The organism is Streptomyces sp. NPDC040610, from assembly GCF_055594065.1.
Genome location: NZ_JBVIXA010000006.1, coordinates 228,157 through 245,846 on the forward strand (window position 1 = coordinate 228,157; position 17,690 = coordinate 245,846).

The following is a 17,690-nucleotide window of genomic DNA, read 5'->3' on the forward strand; positions in this document are numbered from 1 at the left end:
TCCTCAAACGCCGGACGGGCTCACTTTGCTCGTCCGCGCGGTCGCCCAGGCGCTCTGTGCCGCCACGTCCGCCTTGATCTCGGCCAGCTGTGCCGCCACCGCCGACGGTGCCGTGCCGCCCCGGCCGTCGCGGGACGCCAGCGCACCCTGGACGTTCAGGACGGTGCGGACCTCGGGGGTCAGGTGCGGGCTGATCTTCGCGAACTGCTCGTCGGTCAGCTGGTCGAGTTCGATGCCCGCGGCCTCGCACTCCTTGACGCACTCGCCCGCGACCTCGTGCGCGACCCGGAACGGCACGCCCTGCTTGACCAGCCACTCGGCGATGTCCGTGGCGAGCGAGAAACCGGCCGGGGCCAGCTCCTCCATGCGCTCGCGGTGGACCGTGAGCGTCGCCATCATGCCGGTGAAGGCGGGCAGCAGGACCTCCAGCTGGTCGCAGGAGTCGAAGACGGGCTCCTTGTCCTCCTGGAGGTCGCGGTTGTACGCGAGCGGCAGCGCCTTCAGGGTCGCCATCAGGCCGGTCAGGTTGCCGATGAGGCGGCCGGACTTGCCGCGCGCCAGCTCCGCGATGTCCGGGTTCTTCTTCTGCGGCATGATCGACGAGCCGGTCGAGAACGCGTCGTGGAGGGTGACGAAGGAGAACTCCTTCGTGTTCCAGATGATGACCTCTTCGGCGATCCGGGAGAGGTTCACCCCGATCATCGCCGTGATGAAGGCGAACTCGGCCACGAAGTCCCGCGAGGCCGTGCCGTCGATGGAGTTGGCGGCCGAGCCGTGCTCGAAGCCGAGGTCCTTGGCCACGGCCTGCGGGTCGAGGCCGAGCGACGAACCCGCGAGCGCCCCGGAGCCGTACGGCGAGACGGCCGTCCGCGTGTCCCACTGGCGCAGCCGCTCGGCGTCCCGCGAGAGGGACTGGACGTGCGCGAGCACATGGTGGGCGAAGAGCACCGGCTGGGCGTGCTGGAGGTGGGTACGGCCCGGCATGGCGACGTCCGGGTGCGCCTCCGCGAGGCCGATCAGGGCCTCCTGGAGCTCGGCGACCAGGCCGCCGATGATCCGGGCGTGGTCGCGCAGGTACATCTTGAAGAGCGTCGCCACCTGGTCGTTGCGGGACCGTCCGGCGCGCAGCTTGCCGCCGAGGTCCGGGCCGAGCCGCTCCAGGAGGCCGCGCTCCAGGGCGGTGTGCACGTCCTCGTCGGCGACGGTCCCGACGAAGGAGCCGTCGGCGACGTCGGCTTGGAGCTGGTCGAGCCCGGCCAGCATGCGCGTCAGCTCGTCCGCGGTGAGCAGGCCCGCCTTGTGCAGCACGCGCGCGTGGGCGCGGGATCCGGCGATGTCGTACGGCGCGAGGCGCCAGTCGAAGTGCACCGAGGCCGACAGTTGCGCCAGCGCTTCAGCGGGGCCGTCGGCGAACCTGCCGCCCCAGAGGCGGACTTCGCCGGTGTTGCTGCTCACGGTTGCTCCTTGATGTGCGAGTGGCGGGACGGGAATCCTTCTCCCCCGCCCCGCCCCTTCCCGAAACTGGGGCTCCGCCCCAGACCCCGCTCCTCAAACTCCCCCAAGCTCTTAAGGAGCAGGGGGACCCCATGAGGGGCTGAATCCGCTAGACGAGGTCCCGCTTGGCGGCGATCTTCGACGACAGGGCGAAGATGTCGATGAAGCCCTGCGCCTTGGACTGGTCGAAGGTGTCGCCCGAGTCGTACGTCGCGAGGTTGAAGTCGTAGAGGGACTCCTCGGACTTCCGGCCCGTGACGACGGCGCGGCCGCCGTGGAGGGTCATGCGGATGTCGCCGGTGACGTGCTGGTTGGCCTCGTTGATGAAGCCGTCCAGGGCCCGCTTGAGGGGGGAGAACCACAGGCCGTCGTAGACCAGCTCGCCCCAGCGCTGCTCGACCTGCCGCTTGTACCGGGCGAGCTCCCGCTCGACCGTGACGTTCTCCAGCTCCTGGTGGGCGGTGATCAGGGCGATGGCGCCCGGGGCCTCGTACACCTCACGGGACTTGATGCCCACGAGCCGGTCCTCGACCATGTCGATCCGGCCGATGCCCTGGGCGCCCGCCCGCTCGTTGAGTTGCTGGATCGCCTGGAGGACCGTGACCGGCCTGCCGTCGATGGCGACCGGCACGCCCTCCTTGAAGGTGATGACGACCTCGTCGGCCTCGCGGGAGGTCGCGGGGTTCGACGTGTATTCGTAGACGTCCTCGATCGGGGCGTTCCAGATGTCCTCCAGGAAGCCCGTCTCGACGGCCCGTCCGAAGACGTTCTGGTCGATGGAGTACGGCGACTTCTTGGTGGTCGCGATCGGCAGGCCCTTGTCCTCGCAGAAGGCGATGGCCTTGTCCCGGGTCATCGCGTAGTCCCGGACGGGCGCGATGCACTTCAGGTCGGGGCCGAGGGCCTGGATGCCGGCCTCGAACCGCACCTGGTCGTTGCCCTTGCCGGTGCAGCCGTGGGCCACGATGCCGGCGCCGTGCTTGTTCGCGGCGGCGACGAGGTGCTTGACGATGGTGGGCCGGGACAGGGCCGAGACCAGCGGATACCGGTCCATGTACAGGGCGTTGGCCTTGATCGCCGGGAGGCAGTAGCCCTCGGCGAACTCGTCCTTGGCGTCGGCGACCTCCGCCTCCACGGCACCGCAGGCGAGCGCGCGCTTGCGGATGACGTCCAGGTCCTCGCCGCCCTGGCCGACGTCCACGGCAACGGCGATGACCTCGGCGCCCGTCTCCTCGGCGATCCAGCCGATGGCGACGGAGGTGTCCAGGCCGCCCGAGTAGGCGAGTACGACGCGCTCGGTCACGGGTTTCTCCTCACAGTGCATTCGCTCGCTCAGTGCAGTGCAGTCACTGACATGCATGAGTATGCATTGCTCTGCATGCTTCGTCAATCCAGCCCCGGAGTGAAGCGGAGGGCACCCGCTTCACAGGGCGATGCGGCACGCGAAGTAGTTAGACAGGCGAACTAAAGGAGTCCATAATCCTTGGCCATGGGAAAGACCTATGAGCGCATCGACGGCAGACTCCGCACCTTCATCGAGTCCCAGCCGATCTTCTTCACCGCCACGTCCCCGCTCGCCGAGGACGGCACGATCAACCTCTCCCCCAAGGGCGTCACCGGCTCCTTCGCCGTGCTCGACGACCTCACCCTCGCCTACCTGGACTTCGCGGGCAGCAACGCGGAGACCGTCGCCCACCTGCGGGAGAACGGCCGCATCACGCTCATGTGGTGCGCCTTCCAGGGCCCGCCCAACATCGTCCGCGTGCACGGCCGCGGCGAGCCCGTCTTCCGCGACGACCCGCGCTTCCCCGAACTCCTAGCCCGCTTCCCCGGCGTCGACACCTCACTGCACGGCCTGCGCGCGATCATCGTCGTGAGCGCCGAACTGATCCGCGACACCTGTGGCTACGCGGTGCCCTTCATGACGTACGACGAGGACCGCGATCTGCACGCCAAGCGGTTCGCGCGCGAGGACGACGCCTCGCTGGACGCGTACTTCACGAAGAAGGAGCACGTGGCGACGAGCATCGACGGGCTGCCGGGGCTGCCGCTGCCGTTGCCTCCGACACCCGCCTGAGCGGGCTCGCGCGGTGCCAGAATGGTGCTCCGGCCCGGAGGCGCGGCCGGTGGGAGGGACCACATGGCACCGGCGCGCACGGCGCTGCTGATCGGAGTCGGGCACGTGCCCGCGGCGGACGGGCTGCTGGAGCCCCTCGACGACGCGGTCGACGCCGACCTGCGGCTGATGAACTCGGCCCTCGGGGCGGCGCGTTACGACGTCACCACCCTGCACAACGCCGGGATCAGCCAGATCAGGGCACGCATACACGAGACCGCGTGCGCCGTCCCCGAGGGTGGGACGCTGCTGCTCTACTTCAGCGGGCACGGCGTCCGCGTGCGCGGCACCGACTACCTGGTGCCGTTCGACGCCGTGCCGCCGCCCGACGGCGACTGGCAGGAGCCGTACCTGGACTCCCTGCTGCCCACCGCCATCAGCCCCTGGCTGAAGTCGTCCCGGGCGGGCACGGTGCTGTGGGCCATCGACGCCTGCCGCACCGAACTGCCCGGCGACGGCGTGCCGTTCGGCAACAGCGTCGACAACGGCCCGCCCGGCGGCGGCTTCGCCGTCCTCATGGGCTGCAAGGAGGGCGAGCGCAGCGGCTACACCGGCGAGGGCAGCTTCTTCACCCGCGGCCTCGCCGAGGCCCTCGGCCCGCTGGCGCCCGCCCGCACGGTCGAGGACGTGTTCGCCAAGGCCGCCGCGCGGGCCAAGGCCGTGGCGCACCGGCAGGGGCACACGCAGAACGCGCACATCCGCTACGGCACCAACTTCGAGGAGCGGACGAAGGCCACCGAGATCTGCGAGGGGCGGCCGCTCCTGGAGGCCTGGCAGGACGCCGTGCGCACCACGCCCCTGTGGGAGCGGGTGGAGCCCCGCGACGAGGACGGCGTCCAGCGCTTCCAGGACTGCCTGAGCGCGTTCGTGGAGCGCTGCGCCCACACGCTGCACCTCGCCCAGAGCCGACTGCCGTTCGAGGACCCGTGGGCCGACGACACCTACCCGGTGCGGCTGCTGGGCGACCGGCTGCCGTCGCTGCTGCCGGACGGGGCGCAGCTGTCCGCGGTGGAGGTGGCCGCGCTCGTGGCGGCGCCGTTCCTGCGGGAGGCGGCCTGGGCGGAGCGGCTGAGCCAGGCGGCCGAGTTCGGCCCCGAGTCGCTGGAGCGCGTGCCGGGCGCGGACGCCCACCGCAGGCACTACGAACAGGTCGGCGACCAGTACGCGCGCGTGGCGCGGAAGGTCGCGGAGTGCCACGCCCGCGAGCGGCCCCAGGACGCCGTCGCGGTCACGATGTGGCTGGTGCACCGGTGGGTGGCCGACCGGTTCGAGACGGACGACGAGGCGGTGCCCGCCCCGTGCGCGGACGCCCTCGCCACCGCCCTGCTCGGCGGCGCGGCGCCCGCGCAGGACCGGGTCGCCGAGCTGTCCGGCCTGATGCGGGCGGCTGCCGCGGGCATCGGCCTCGACGAGCCGCTCGACGACTCCGGCGCCCCGCGCGACGTCGAACGGGGTCCCGCGAAGGTCCTGCTGCCGGGCGGCTACCAACCCCTGCGGACGCGCCCGCTGGCCGCGCTCCTGCGGCTCGCGGGCGTGCTGTCCCTGGACGTGCGCACCTTCCCCGAGGTCGTGGCCGAGCACCTGGCCGTGTCCGACCCGGTCCTGCCGCAGGAGATCGTCGGCCTCGTCTCGCACCCCGACCTGCTCAGCTGGCAGCCCGAGGGCAGCGCCCTGCACCTGGACGTGCCCTGCCCGCACCAGGCGGTGCACGCCGCGCTCGTCGAAGTGGCGCAGCAGGCCGACCAGTTGGCCGCGCAGGTCGCCGACCTCGCGAGCACGCTGCCCGAGGCGGAGGCCTGCCTCCTGTCCGCCGTGCCCACCCGGGTCACCGACCGCGACCTCAGGGCGAGCCAGCGCGGCGGCCAGGCCACGTACGAAGTGCCGCTGCTGCGCTTCCACCTGGCGCAGACCGAGGTGCGTGAACTGCTCATGGGCGAGCAGCTGTACGGCGGCGAGCCCCACCTGGCGCTGCGGGAGCTGTACCAGAACGCCATGGACGCCTGCCGGTACCGGCAGATGCGCTGGGACTACCTGGACAGCGCGGGCCCGCAGCCCGCGCCCTGGCGCGGCCGGATCTCGATCACCATGGGCGAGGACGCGCGCGGCCGGTACGTGGAGTGCCGCGACAACGGCGTCGGCATGAGCGCCGAGCAGCTCAAGTACACCTTCACGCGGGCCGGCAGCCGGTTCGAGCAGTCCAAGGCGTTCCGGCGCGAGCAGTCGCGCTGGCTGCGGCACGACCACAAGCTGCGTCTGTTCCCCAACAGCCGCTTCGGCATCGGCGTGTTCAGCTACTTCATGCTCGCCGACGAGATGACGATCGTGACGCGGCAGGTCAGCCCCGACGGCATTCCGGCCGCGCAGGCGCTCAGCGTGGAGATCCCGAGCAGCGGCAGCCTGTTCCGCATCCAGCGGCACGAGGGCGCGGGCGACGGCCTCCCGGAGGGCGGCACGCGCGTCCGCCTCTACCTGCGGGCGGACGGCACGGCCGACGGCCTGTCCTGTGTGGGCACGCTGCGGCCGCTGGTGCGGGTGAGCGAGTTCGAGCTCGAGGTGCGGGACCTGGCGGGGCCTCCGCACGAGTGGCGGCCGGGGGTGCTGCAGTCGGGGGCCGGCCTCGACCTCCTCGAACCGCTGGAGGCCGTGCCCGGGGTGCTGTGGTGGGTGGGCGAGAAGGGCGGTGTGCTGTGCGACGGCATCGCCACGGACGTGGCCCCCTACGGCTACGTACTGAACCTGACCGGGCTGTACGCGGGCCAGCTGAGCGTCAGCCGCAAGGAGTTGCAGGCGTACGACCGGGACTGGGAGGAGCACAACTGGCGCGCGGGCGCCGTGCCGCTGGCCCAGTGGCCGGGGCTCTCGATGGAGTGGCTCTGGGAGCTGGAGCGGCAGAACCTGCCGGTGGCGCGGGTGCTGTGGCAGGAGTGGCGGGGCAAGGGTGTCACTCCGGTGCGCGAGGTGGACGGGCGGCACCGGCTCGACTCCGAGGGCTGGTTCCACCCCGACCAGGGCATAGCGACCGGCAGGAACCACAGCTCCGACGCCGGGCACCTCGCCCCCTGGCGGGCCGCCGCGCTGCGCCTCGCGCGCAGCTTCTACACGGAGTCGTCCCCCAAGAGCCTTGTGGGTCATCCCGTGCCCGAGCCGGGAGACGCCGCGCTGCACGGCTCCAACAGGAGGTGGTGGCACGCCGTCGACCAGGCCACCGCGCTGGGCATGCCCGTGACCGAGGTGTTGCGGCGCAAGCGGCGGCTGCGCATCGCGCACCCCACCGGGGCCCCTCCGGCGGTGCGCGAGGGCGATCTCGACCGGGTGCCCGACACCCAGGACAGGAACCTGGCGCAGATCCTGGCGGGCGCCGGCCGATTCATCGCCGTGGAGGGCAACAGCAAGGTCAGTCACGGCCGCGGCAGCCTGGTCCTGGCGTCCGAGGCGTTCGCCGAACCGCTCGGTGCCGTCGTCGCCCGCCATGCGCGCTGGATGCCGCTGCACGGTGAGTCCCTGCCCCCGGTCCCCCCGCACCACCAGCACTATGTGTGCACGCAGGAGGACGTCGAGGTGCTCTTCCTGCGCTCCAACAATGTGTACGAGGACACGCTCAGGCCCGTGACCGACCCGTCGCAGGTCCTCCGGGTGCAGCTGACCACCGACAGACAACCGGCGGACATCCTGCGGGTACTGGCCGACTTCGCCTGGCTCGGCTGGACGGTGCCCGCCACGGACGTGGTCAAGGCCTGGGCGGACCTCGACCGAGAACTCCGGCTCGTCCTGGAGGAGTTCACGCCTCCGGACCCGGACGGCGGCCGGGCGCTGCGCTGGGGTGCGACCGTGGCCATGGCCGCACACTGGGAGACCGATCTCGCGGACGCGTCGGAGCGCCTGGCGCGCACGGCCGCGGCGACGGGTCTCTCGTACGAGCGGCGGTACGCGGACGGCGACGGCCGCGTCGTGCCCTGCCCCGACACGGGCGCGCTCGTGCGCAAGCTGAACCGGTTCGGCGCCGACCTGGAGGACGGCATCGGGTACGAGGCACTGGGGCGGGCCGCCAAGGGGCTGCAGCACCGGGCGGACATCGTCCAGGTCGCGGCCGACCTGCGGGCCGCCGGGGTGCACCTGCCCGACCGGGTGGACCTCGTCGCCGAGTGGCCCACGCTGCCGCTGCGCAGCCGCATCGCGCTCTCGGGCAAGGAGGCCGTCTACGCCAGGGAGGACGACCCGGCCGACGAACTGACCGGCTCCGGGCTGTACTACACCGCGGAGTGCCTCCGCGAGCCCCTGGCCGACATGTGGTCACTCGCCCGCCAGGACGCCGACCGGTTCGGTCTGACGGTGCCGCCCCTGCCCGACGAACTCGCCTCCCACCTGCCCGGTTCACGCGAAGTCACGGCCCTCGTCGAGCAGCACGCCCTCGACATCACCCGCGGCCTGGACATCGAGACGCAGTACTCGGCCGCCGTCTGGAAACGCCTGACGCCCTGTGCCCTCGCGGAATACGCCAACAGCCTGGAGATCACCCCCGCCGCCGCCTACGCCGCGCTCGCCGCCCTGCGCCCCCTCGGCGCCCTGGTGCCCGAACTCACCGAGGCCGCCCAGGAGTCCCTGCCGACCACCCCCCTCTCCGCCCGCGACCTGGTGGCCCTCAACACGGACCAGTGGCTGTCCCCGGCCGACGAGGCCTTCGTCCCCCTCGACCTGGTGAGCATCGCGGGCCGCCTGGGCGAGCCCGTCCCCCGCACGCTCGCCCGCGTCGCCCCCTTCCTCCCCCTGCTCCCCGAATCGCCGCCCCTGCCCGCCCCGCCGGACACCGTCCCCCTCTGGCAGGACCTGGCCCTCCTCTCCGTGGGCCTCGACGGCCGGCTCCCCGCGCTCACCGGCAAGGTGGGCGCCCGGCACATCGCGCGGGCCGCCGACGCCACCGGCGAGTCCGAGGCCTGGGTCACCGAGCGCCTGCGCCTGTACGCCACCCTCTTCGACCTCGATCTCGACCTGGACGACGCCTCATGACCCAGCCCCCGCCGCCCTCGCACCAGTTCGACACCGCCTACGCGGACGCGGACCTGGGCGAGGTGAGCGACACGTTCACGGTGAGCCCCTCGCCCGAGGGGCACACCCTGGTGCGGGGGCACTGCCCCCGCTGCCGCGGCCTGACGGCCACCGAGTACCGGCACGGCGTGCCCGGGACCGGCACGGGCACCGGGACCAAGGGGCCGCTTGCCGAGGACGCCGCGCTGCTCGCCCAGGAGCGCCACTTCTGCGAGTGCGGGCACCCGCATCCGCAGCTCCCGGCGAACGCCGTGTTCGTCGGGTGCGGAGCCAGCTGGCACGTACAGGCGCTGGTGACGCCCGCGCCGAGCGGCACGTCGAACGGCACCCCGTGACCGCCCAGTCCGACCGCCGCTGGGCGGAGCTGGCGCGTGAGCTGGAGTTCACGCAGCTCGACGAGTTGCGGCGGCAGGCGGAGGGCTGGCGCACGGGTCTGACCGGTCTGACGGCACTGCTCGCCGTGCTCGTCGTGCTCAAGGGCCGCGACGATCTGAACGGCCTGCCGGACACCGCCCGCCTGGTGGCGTCCGGCCTGGTCGCCGTCGCGTTCCTGCTGCTCGTCGCCGGGTCGGTGCTCGCCGTGCGGGCGGCGCACGGGCGGCTCGGCGACCGCACCCTGCTCGCCGGGCAGGCGCTGCGGCGCTGGACGGAGGAGGAGGTCCGGCGCGTCGTCAGGTCGCTGTGGTGGGCGTCGGTGTGCTGCGTGGCCGGCGTCGGGTGCGCCGCCGTGGCCGTCGGGGTCGCCTGGGTCGAGACGGAGTCCCCGAAGGACCATCTGGTGCGGGTGAGCACGACGTCCGGGGAGCGGTGCGGGGAGTTCCTGGGGGCGGGGCGGGGCGGGGTGTCGCTGCGGGCCGAGGGCGGGGACGCCGGGGACGGTGCGAAGGAGAAGCGGGTGACGCTGCCCGCCCGTACCGTCATCTCCGTGACGCCGGTGGGGAGTTGCGGCGCCGCCAAGTGACGGCGGCGCCCCCGTCTCGTACTCCCCACAACACATGTAGCGACCACATATCGAGACGAGGTTGCGTGCCCGCCGCACCGGCACGTTGCATCGCCGGGTGCAGACCGAACCGACAAGTCCCGGCCCGACGGCGGCCGGGCCCGTGAGCGCCACCGACCGCGCCGCCCGCCGCGCCGTCACCGTCTTCCCCGTGCTCGTCCTCGCCGCGGGCGCCGTCGGCCTCGCGACACCCGGCACCTTCGGGGGCTGGAAGGAGAGCGTGCCGTACCTGCTCGGCGTGGTCATGTTCTGCATGGGCCTGACGATGACGCCGCAGGACTTCCGGGGCGTCGCGCGCCGTCCCTGGGCCGTGGCGCTCGGCCTGGTCGCGCACTATGTGATCATGCCGGGCCTCGGCTGGCTGATCGCCCACGCCCTGGACCTCTCGCCCCAGTTGGCCGCGGGAGTGATCCTCGTCGGGTGCGCGCCGAGCGGCACCGCCTCCAACGTCGTCACCTACCTCGCGCGCGGCGACGTGGCCCTGTCCGTGTCCGTCGCCACCGTGTCGACCGTGCTCGCGCCCCTCGTGACGCCGCCGCTCACCCTGCTGCTCGCCGGTGAGTACCTGCCGGTGGACGCGGGCTCGATGGTGACGGACATCCTCAAGACCGTGCTCCTGCCCGTCATCGGCGGCCTCGCCGTGCGGCTGCTCTTCGGCCGGTACGTGGATCGCGTGCTGGGCGCGCTGCCGTGGCTGTCGGCCGTGACCATCGCCGTCATCGTGGCCGTGGTCGTCGCGGGCAGCGCGGCGGCCATCAAGTCGGCGGCGGCGCTCGTGCTCGTCGCGGTCGTCCTGCACAACGGGCTCGGGCTCGCGCTCGGTTACGGCGCGGGGAAGCTGGCCCGGCTCGGCCCGCCCGCGTCCCGCGCGATGGCCTTCGAGGTCGGCATGCAGAACTCCGGGCTCGCCGCGTCCCTGGCGACCGCCCACTTCAGCCCGCTGGCCGCGCTGCCCGCCGCCGTGTTCTCCGTGTGGCACAACGTGTCGGGGGCGGTCGTGGCGGCGTGGATGGCGCATCGGGCGCGGCGGGCGGAGTGACGGGGTGACGGGGTGACGGGGTGACGGGGTGACGGGGGCGTCCGCGAGGCCGGTGCCAAGTCCGGCCCCGCGCCGTCCCGTTCACCGTGGGGGTTCCGTCCGCCGTCCTCACCCGGAAATGCGACGATAAGGCCTCGCACAGGGGGAGAGGGCATGGCACAAGCACGTACCGCACTGCTCATCGGCGTCGGTGACACGCCGGACGCCGCGCACCGGTTCGACTCGCTCGACGCACCGGTCACCGCCGACCTGCGGGCCCTCGGCGCCGCGCTCAAGGCCGCCGGGTACGACGTGCGGACGGTGCCGGGTGCCACCCGCGCGCAGATCATCACGACCGTCGACGAGGTCTCGCGGGACGTCCCGGCGGACGGCACCCTTCTGATCCACTTCACCGGGCACGGCATCCGCGTCGGCGACACCGACCACCTGGTCCCTGCCGACGCGCGCGCCCCGCACGCCCCCGACACCGAGTGGACCCAGCCGTACCTGGACACGCTCGTGCCCGCCGACATCAGCCCGTACCTCACCCACTGCCGGGCGGGCACCGTGCTGTGGCTCATCGACGCCTGCCGGGGCGAGTCGGCCGACGGGGTGTTCGGCAGCAGCGTCCTGAAGGGGCAGCCCTCGGGGCGGTTCGCGCTGATGACGGCCTGCGCGGCCGGGCAGCGGTCGGGGTACTCGGCGGAGGGCAGCTTCTTCACGCTCGGGCTCGCGGAGGCCTTCCGTCCGCTGACGCGGGCGCGGACCGTGCAGGAGGTCTTCGAGACGGCGCGGCAGCACACCCTGCGCGCCGCCCGCCTGCACGGTGCCGCGGCGCAGGAGCCCAGGCTCCAGTGCGGTGCGGAGCTCGACGCCGAGGCCCGGTCGGCGGTCGTGTGCGAGGGCCGACGGCTCCTGGAGTCCTGGCGGGAGGCCGTCGCCGGCACCGCGCTGTGGGAGCGGGTCGCCGAGGAGGACGCGGGGAGCGTGCCCCGGCTCCGGGACTGCCTGGGGGACCTGGTCGAGACGTGCGCGCAGGTCGTGCATCTGGCCCAGGAGCGGATGCCCGACCCGTGGGCCGACGACGACTTCGTGGTCCGGGTCGTCCGCGACCAGCTGCCCCGCCTCGTCCCCAAGACCCAGACCCTGTCGGCGCTCGAGGCCGCCGCGCTGGTCGCCGCGCCGCTGCTGCACGAGGCCGCGTGGGCGCGGCGGCTGAGCCACGCGCGCGACATCAGGCCGTACACCGTCTGGCACCGGAAGGACGGCGACGCGTGGCGCCGCCACTACGAACAGGTCGCCGAGCACCACCCGCACATCAAGAAGAAGCTCTCCGACTGCTGGCGGAGCGCCCGCCCCGACGAGGCGCGCTGGGTCGCCCTGTGGCTCGTGCACCGCTGGATCGCGGAGCGGTTCGTGACGGACGAGCAGCCGGTGCCCGAGACCGAGTCGACGGCGCTCGCGGAGGCCCTGTGCCCCGGCCCGCGCGCCCGCGAGCTGTCCGCCGCGCTCGCCGCCCTGACCGCGGCCATCACGCTCGGCCCACCGGCGCATGACCGCGGCCCCCGCCCCGACCTGGCCTTCCCGCTGCCCGGCGGCGCCCGGCAGCCCCTGCGTGCCGACGAGTTGGCGGGCGTACTGCACCTGGCCTGCGTGCTCGCCCTGGACGTCCGCACCCTCCCCGACGTCCTCGCCGAGCACCTGGCCGTCCGCGACGCCCTGCTCCCCCAGGACGCCGTCAACGCGGTGCGCGACGCGGACTGGCACGCCGCCGACGGCGACCTCCACCTGGACGCGGCCTGCCCGCACCCCGCGCTGCACGCCGCGTTCGCGGGCGTCGTCGAGCAGGCCGACGAACTCGCGGGCGCGCTGCGGGACACCGCCCGCAGGCTGCCCGGGCCCCGGGCTGCGCTGCTCTCGGGGCTGCCCGCCCGCGTGACCGACCGCGGCCTGCGCCCGGTCGAGGACGGCGGCCGCAGGGCCTACGACGTGCCGCTGCTGCGCTTCCAGCTCGCCCAGACCGAGGTCCGCGACCTGCTCATGGGCGAGCGCATCTACGACGGCGAGCCGGAACTGGCGCTGCGCGAGCTGTACCAGAACGCGATGGACGCCTGCCGCCACCGCGCGATGCGCCACCGCTACCTGGAGAGCCGGGGCGCGCGTCCGGCGCCCTGGGAAGGCCGCATCGCCTTCGTCGAGGGCGAGGACGACCGCGGCCGCTACGTCGAGTGCCGCGACAACGGCGTCGGCATGGGCCTCGACCAGCTCAAGAACACCTTCACCAAGGCGGGCCGCCGCTTCGAGCAGTCCCGCGCCTTCCGCCAGGAACAGGCGACCTGGCACCGCCACGACCCGGCCCTGCGCCTCTACCCCAACAGCCGTTTCGGCATCGGCGTGTTCAGCTACTTCATGCTGGCCGACGAGATGACGGTGGTGACCCGCCCCGTCGGCACGGACGGCATCCCGGCACGGTCGGCGCTGCGCGTGGACATCCCGGGCAGCGCGAACCTGTTCCGCGTCCAGGAGCACGACGACGCGTGCGCACAGGACGGGGACGGGCTGCTCGAGGGCGGCACCCGGGTGCGGCTGTATCTGCGGGACTCGACGGCCGTGGCGGGGATTTCGGCGGTGGAGACGCTGGAGCGGCTTGTCATGGTGAGTGAGTTCGCGGTGGAGGTGCGGGACGCGGCGGGGCGGGGGCGGGAGTGGGTGCCGGGGGTGCTGCGCCACGAGCCGACGAGCGACGGGCGGCCACGGTGCGTCGAGGCCGTTCCGGGGGTGCTGTGGTGGGTGGACGGGCCGGGCGCGATCCTGTGCGACGGCGTCGGGACCGACAAGAAGCCCTTCGGCTACGTACTCAATCTGACGGGCCCGCAGGCGGGCACGCTCAGCCTCAACCGCAAGAAGCTCCAGTCGTACGACACGAACTGGGAGGCGGATCAGTGGGCGCGGGGCGCGGCGGCGCTCGCCGACTGGGCGGGCCTGCGCATGCCGTGGCTGTGGCGTCTGGAGCGGGACAATCTCGCGGCGGCCCGCGCGGTGTGGGAGCGGTGGCGCGGGCAGGGTGTGCGGGTGCGCGACACCAAACCCTGGGATACGTCCCTGGACCTCGACTCCACGGGCTGGTTCCACTGGGACGAGTCGGTCGACGACGGCAGGTCCCGGAGCTTCACGCGGGACTGGCCCGAGACCGTGCGCCCGTGGCGGGCCGCGGTGCTCGGGAGCGTGCCGCCGTCACGTGAGGCTCCGCCCGTCTCGACCGCCGGGCACCCCGTGCCGGAGCCCGGCTGGGCGAGCATCGCCCAAGGCGTGCCCACGGGTTGGGACACGGGAGTCCTGGCCGACCGGAAGCCGCTCGACTGGCGGGTGACCGTGGCGCTCGCGAGCGAGCTGGACATGACGGTCGGCGACGTGGTCCGCACGGCGCGCGCCCTGCGGGTCGTCCACCCGGTCCTGAAGCCGCCCCAGGTCCTGCGGGGCGCCGCCGGGGGCGGCCTGGACTGGATCCCCGACTGGCACGACCTGAAGATCGTCCACGGCCTGCTGCCCCGCCGCACACGCCGGTCCTGGGAGGCCGCGGCCCAGGACGAGAGCGACTACGAACACGCGCCGGACGACCTCGGCGGCCTCGTCCGTGCCTCGCACACGCTGAGGGAGCCGCTGGGCCGCCTGGCCGAGCGGTGCGTCCGGTTCACGCCGTTCCTCACCTCCGCGCCGCCCACCGCACCCGATCACCACGCCGACCACGTGTGCGACCCGTCGGATCTGGCGCTGCTCTACCGGAAGGGCCCGCGGGGCTGGCGCCGCGTCCAGCAGCCGTGGGACGTCGTCGCCTTCGCGGACAGGCGGGGGCTCCCGCCCGAGGAGGTGCGCCAACGGCTCGCGCGGTTCGCGTGGCTCGGCTGGTCGACTCCGGACGCGGAGTCCGTGCGGCGGTGGACCGACGTGCCCTGGGAGATCTCCGGGGTGCTGCAGGGCTACTGCGCGCCGGGCCCGGACGGCCGCCTCGCGCTCCCCTGGGCGGCCACGTTCGACCTCGCGTCGGAGTGGGAGATCTCGCTGCGCAAGGCGGAGAAGGAGCTGGCGCGCTGGGCGGACCACCTCGGCATCGCGTACACCCGGCACCATCGGGAGAAGTCGGCGGCGGGCCGGGTGGTCCCGGTTCCGGAGACCGCGGGCGTGCTCGCCTCGGCGCAGGCGGCGGGGCTCTCCCTCGAAGCCGGTCTGACGCTGCGCGACCTCGCGTTCGCCCGGCCGCACGAGGTGTCCTGGGACGACCTCGCCGTCGTGGTGGAGGACCTGCGAGAGGCCGGGGCGGACGTGCCCGCGGCGAGCGGGTTGCTGCAGGCGTGGGAGGAGCTGCCGGTGCCGAGCCAGTACGCGTTCTCCGGCAACGATCCCACATTCGTGGGCGCCGACTACCCCGTCCTGCCGACCGCCGACATCCTCTTCGCGTCGTGCGTCAACCTGAAGTCCCCCCTGTCGACCACGTGGAAGACGGCTCGCCGCGAGGCCAAGCGCGTGGGCCTGACGGTGCCCGAACTCCCGGCCGCGCTGGCCGGGTTCCGCCCAGAGCCCGAGGAGGGCGCTGCGCTGCTCGACTGGGGCGAGGAGTACGACGAGTGGTTCGAGTCCCCCCGCTGGACGGCTCTCACCCCCGAGCGCCTGGCCACGTACGCCCAAGGCCGCCGCATCGGCGCCCGGTCGGCGTACGAACGCCTCGTCCCCCTCCGCGAGCTGGGAGCCCGGATCCCCGAGCTGACCACGACCGAGATCGAGAACCTGCCCACCGCCGTACCCGACGCCCGGGACGCCGTCGCCCTCGGCGCCGACCACCGCGTCTCCGCCCCCGGCGCCCCGCTCTGTCCCCTGGACCTCCTGAGCCTCGCCGGACGCCTGGGCGAGCCGGTCGTCCGCACCTGGGAGCGCATCGTCCCGTACCTCCCCCTGGAGGCAGCGCCCCCGGCCCTCGACCCGGCGGCCGTCCCCGACGAACTCCCGCTCTGGCAGGACCTGATCGTCCTGTCCGTCCACGCGGACGGCGTGCTCCCGGCGCTCGGCGGGCGGGTCACCCAGGAGCAGATCCGGTTCGCCGCCGACGCGGTGGGCGAGAGCGCGGAGTGGGTCGAGGACCGCCTCGGGCGCTACGCGGCGCTGTTCGGCCTGGAGCTGGCAGCGGAGCCGCACGGCGTGGAGCCCCCCGAGGAAGGGACCCCCAAGGCTCCGGTCGCCGGGAACTAGTGCTCGTTGGAGGCCAGCCGCAGCAGATGGTCCGCCAGCGCCTGTCCCCCGCTCGGCTCCCTGCTGATCAGCATCACCGTGTCGTCGCCCGCGATGGTGCCGAGGATGTCGTGGAGTTCGGCCTGGTCGATGGCGGAGGCGAGGAACTGGGCGGCGCCGGGCGGGGTACGCAGGACCACGAGGTTGGCCGAGGCCTCCGCGGAGATCAGGAGTTCCACGGAGAGGCGCCGCATGCGCTGCTCCTTGGCCGACTCGCCGAGCGGCGCGCGCGGGGTGCGGAACCCGCCCTCGCTGGGCACGGCGTAGATCAGGTCGCCCTCGGTGTTGCGGATCTTGACGGCGTTCAGCTCGTCGAGGTCGCGGGAGAGGGTGGCCTGGGTGACGGTCAGACCGTCGTCGGCCAGGAGCTTGGCCAGCTGGCTCTGCGAGCGCACCGGCTGCCGGTTGAGGATGTCCACGATCCGGCGGTGGCGTGCGGTGCGGGTCTGCGGCACGGCGGGTCCCGCGTGCTCGGCCGGCCCGTTGTCCTGCGCGTGGCTCATCGTCGTCTCATTCCCCGGATCGTCCGTCCCCGTTGGCCGCGTTGGCCGCGGCAGCCTGGTCGAGGACGCCGGGCAGGGCCCTGAGGAAGGCGTCCACCTCGTCGTCGCGCACGTTCAGCGGCGGCATCAGCCGTACGACATCGGGGGCGGGCGCGTTGACCAGGAAGCCGGCGTCCTGAGCCGCCTGCTGCACCTGCGCAGCCAGCGGCTCGGTGAGCACGATACCCAGCAGCAGGCCCGCACCCCTGACATGGTCGACCAACGCGTGCCCCGCTGACTCGATTCCGTCCCGCAGCTTCTCCCCGGCACGCTTGGTGTTCTCAAGCAGGCCCTCGGCCACGACGGTGTCGACGACGGCGAGTCCGGCGGCGCAGGCGACGGGGTTGCCGCCGAACGTCGTGCCGTGGTGGCCGGGCTTCAGGAGGTCGGCCGTCGGGCCGAACGCCACGGTCGCGCCGAGCGGCAGGCCGCCGCCGAGGCCCTTGGCGAGCGTGACGACGTCCGGGTCCACGCCTTCCTGCGCGAGATGCGCGAACCAGTGGCCGGTACGGCCGATTCCGGTCTGCACCTCGTCGAGGACGAGCAGCGTCCCGGTGGCGCGGGTGATCTCGCGGGCCGCCCGCAGGTATCCGGCGGGCGGGACGACGGCGCCGTTCTCGCCCTGGATCGGCTCGATGATCACGAAGGCGGTGTCCTCGGTGACGGCGGCGCGCAGGGCGTCCACGTCGCCGTACGGGACGTGCGTGACGTCGCCGGGCAGCGGCAGGAACGGCTCCTGCTTGCCGGGCTGGCCGGTGAGGGCGAGGGCGCCCAAGGTGCGGCCGTGGAAGCCGCCGGTGGTGGCGACCATGTGCGGGCGGCCCGTGAGGCGGCCGATCTTGAACGCGCCCTCGTTGGCCTCCGCGCCCGAGTTGCAGAAGAACACCCGGCCGTCGCGGCCGAAGAGGTCCAGCAGCCGCTCGGCGAGCGCGACGGGCGGCTCGGCGACGAAGAGGTTGGAGACATGGCCGAGCGCGGCGATCTGCCGGGACACGGCCTCCACGATCGCCGGGTGGCCGTGGCCGAGCGCGTTCACGGCGATGCCGCCGACGAAGTCGGTGTACTCCTTGCCGTCGGCGTCCCACAGCGTGCTGCCCGCGCCGCTCACCAGCGGGATGCGGGGCGTGCCGTAGTTGTCCATCAGTGCGCCCTGCCAGCGCCGGGTCAGCTCCTGGTTGGCGGTCATGGCGGATCCCC

Annotated in this window: 10 protein-coding genes; 6 read left to right on the forward strand and 4 right to left on the reverse strand. The window is 73.4% G+C overall.

Going from position 1 to position 17,690, the window contains the following annotated elements; translation table 11 throughout:
• Positions 1-3: 3 nt before the first annotated feature.
• Positions 4-1,455: an argininosuccinate lyase gene (gene argH / locus ACZ6AA_RS22440; RefSeq protein WP_471459592.1), complete on the reverse strand. Its 1,452-nt coding sequence runs from the start codon at positions 1,453-1,455 to the stop codon at positions 4-6.
• Between the two features lie 148 nt (positions 1,456-1,603).
• Entirely contained in the window at positions 1,604-2,797 is a 1,194-nt protein-coding gene (locus ACZ6AA_RS22445; protein WP_468480694.1) for an argininosuccinate synthase, read from the reverse strand.
• Positions 2,798-2,983: 186 nt separating this feature from the next.
• Here ACZ6AA_RS22445 and ACZ6AA_RS22450 point away from each other — a divergent pair, with 186 nt between their 5' ends.
• The 6 genes from ACZ6AA_RS22450 to ACZ6AA_RS22475 all read left to right on the forward strand — a co-directional run bounded on the left by ACZ6AA_RS22450 (position 2,984) and on the right by ACZ6AA_RS22475 (position 15,912).
• Positions 2,984-3,571, forward strand: a complete 588-nt coding sequence (locus ACZ6AA_RS22450; protein WP_468480693.1) for a pyridoxamine 5'-phosphate oxidase family protein — start codon at positions 2,984-2,986, stop codon at positions 3,569-3,571.
• Positions 3,572-3,634: 63 nt separating this feature from the next.
• Entirely contained in the window at positions 3,635-8,614 is a 4,980-nt protein-coding gene (locus ACZ6AA_RS22455; protein ID WP_471459595.1) for an HD domain-containing protein, read from the forward strand.
• On the forward strand, positions 8,611-8,988 hold the full coding sequence (locus ACZ6AA_RS22460) for a hypothetical protein (protein ID WP_471459597.1): 378 nt from the start codon (positions 8,611-8,613) through the stop codon (positions 8,986-8,988). Before ACZ6AA_RS22455 ends, ACZ6AA_RS22460 begins: the two co-directional genes overlap by 4 nt.
• Entirely contained in the window at positions 8,985-9,614 is a 630-nt protein-coding gene (locus tag ACZ6AA_RS22465) for a hypothetical protein (protein WP_468453131.1), read from the forward strand. Before ACZ6AA_RS22460 ends, ACZ6AA_RS22465 begins: the two co-directional genes overlap by 4 nt.
• A 97-nt stretch (positions 9,615-9,711) precedes the next feature.
• On the forward strand, positions 9,712-10,692 hold the full coding sequence (locus ACZ6AA_RS22470; protein ID WP_468453129.1) for a bile acid:sodium symporter family protein: 981 nt from the start codon (positions 9,712-9,714) through the stop codon (positions 10,690-10,692).
• Positions 10,693-10,845: 153 nt separating this feature from the next.
• The gene (locus tag ACZ6AA_RS22475; RefSeq protein ID WP_471459599.1) at positions 10,846-15,912 is read left to right on the forward strand and encodes a caspase family protein; all 5,067 of its coding nucleotides are present in this window, start codon (positions 10,846-10,848) and stop codon (positions 15,910-15,912) included.
• On the opposite strand, the gene ACZ6AA_RS22480 is transcribed toward ACZ6AA_RS22475, so the two are convergent.
• A complete protein-coding gene (locus ACZ6AA_RS22480; protein ID WP_030356315.1) occupies positions 15,909-16,454 on the reverse strand; it encodes an arginine repressor in 546 nt (181 codons plus the stop codon). The genes ACZ6AA_RS22475 and ACZ6AA_RS22480 overlap by 4 nt on opposite strands.
• A gap of 7 nt (positions 16,455-16,461) precedes the next feature.
• Positions 16,462-17,679, reverse strand: a complete 1,218-nt coding sequence (locus ACZ6AA_RS22485; RefSeq protein ID WP_471459601.1) for an acetylornithine transaminase — start codon at positions 17,677-17,679, stop codon at positions 16,462-16,464.
• Positions 17,680-17,690 lie beyond the last annotated feature (11 nt).

Coding starts and splice junctions, on each gene's coding strand:
- ACZ6AA_RS22450 (WP_468480693.1), top strand. CDS start 2,984: ATGGGAAAGACCTATGAGCGCATCGACGGCAGACTCCGCACCTTCATC.
- ACZ6AA_RS22460 (WP_471459597.1), top strand. CDS start 8,611: ATGACCCAGCCCCCGCCGCCCTCGCACCAGTTCGACACCGCCTACGCG.
- ACZ6AA_RS22475 (WP_471459599.1), top strand. CDS start 10,846: ATGGCACAAGCACGTACCGCACTGCTCATCGGCGTCGGTGACACGCCG.
- ACZ6AA_RS22455 (WP_471459595.1), top strand. CDS start 3,635: ATGGCACCGGCGCGCACGGCGCTGCTGATCGGAGTCGGGCACGTGCCC.
- ACZ6AA_RS22485 (WP_471459601.1), bottom strand. CDS start 17,679: ATGACCGCCAACCAGGAGCTGACCCGGCGCTGGCAGGGCGCACTGATG.
- ACZ6AA_RS22480 (WP_030356315.1), bottom strand. CDS start 16,454: ATGAGCCACGCGCAGGACAACGGGCCGGCCGAGCACGCGGGACCCGCC.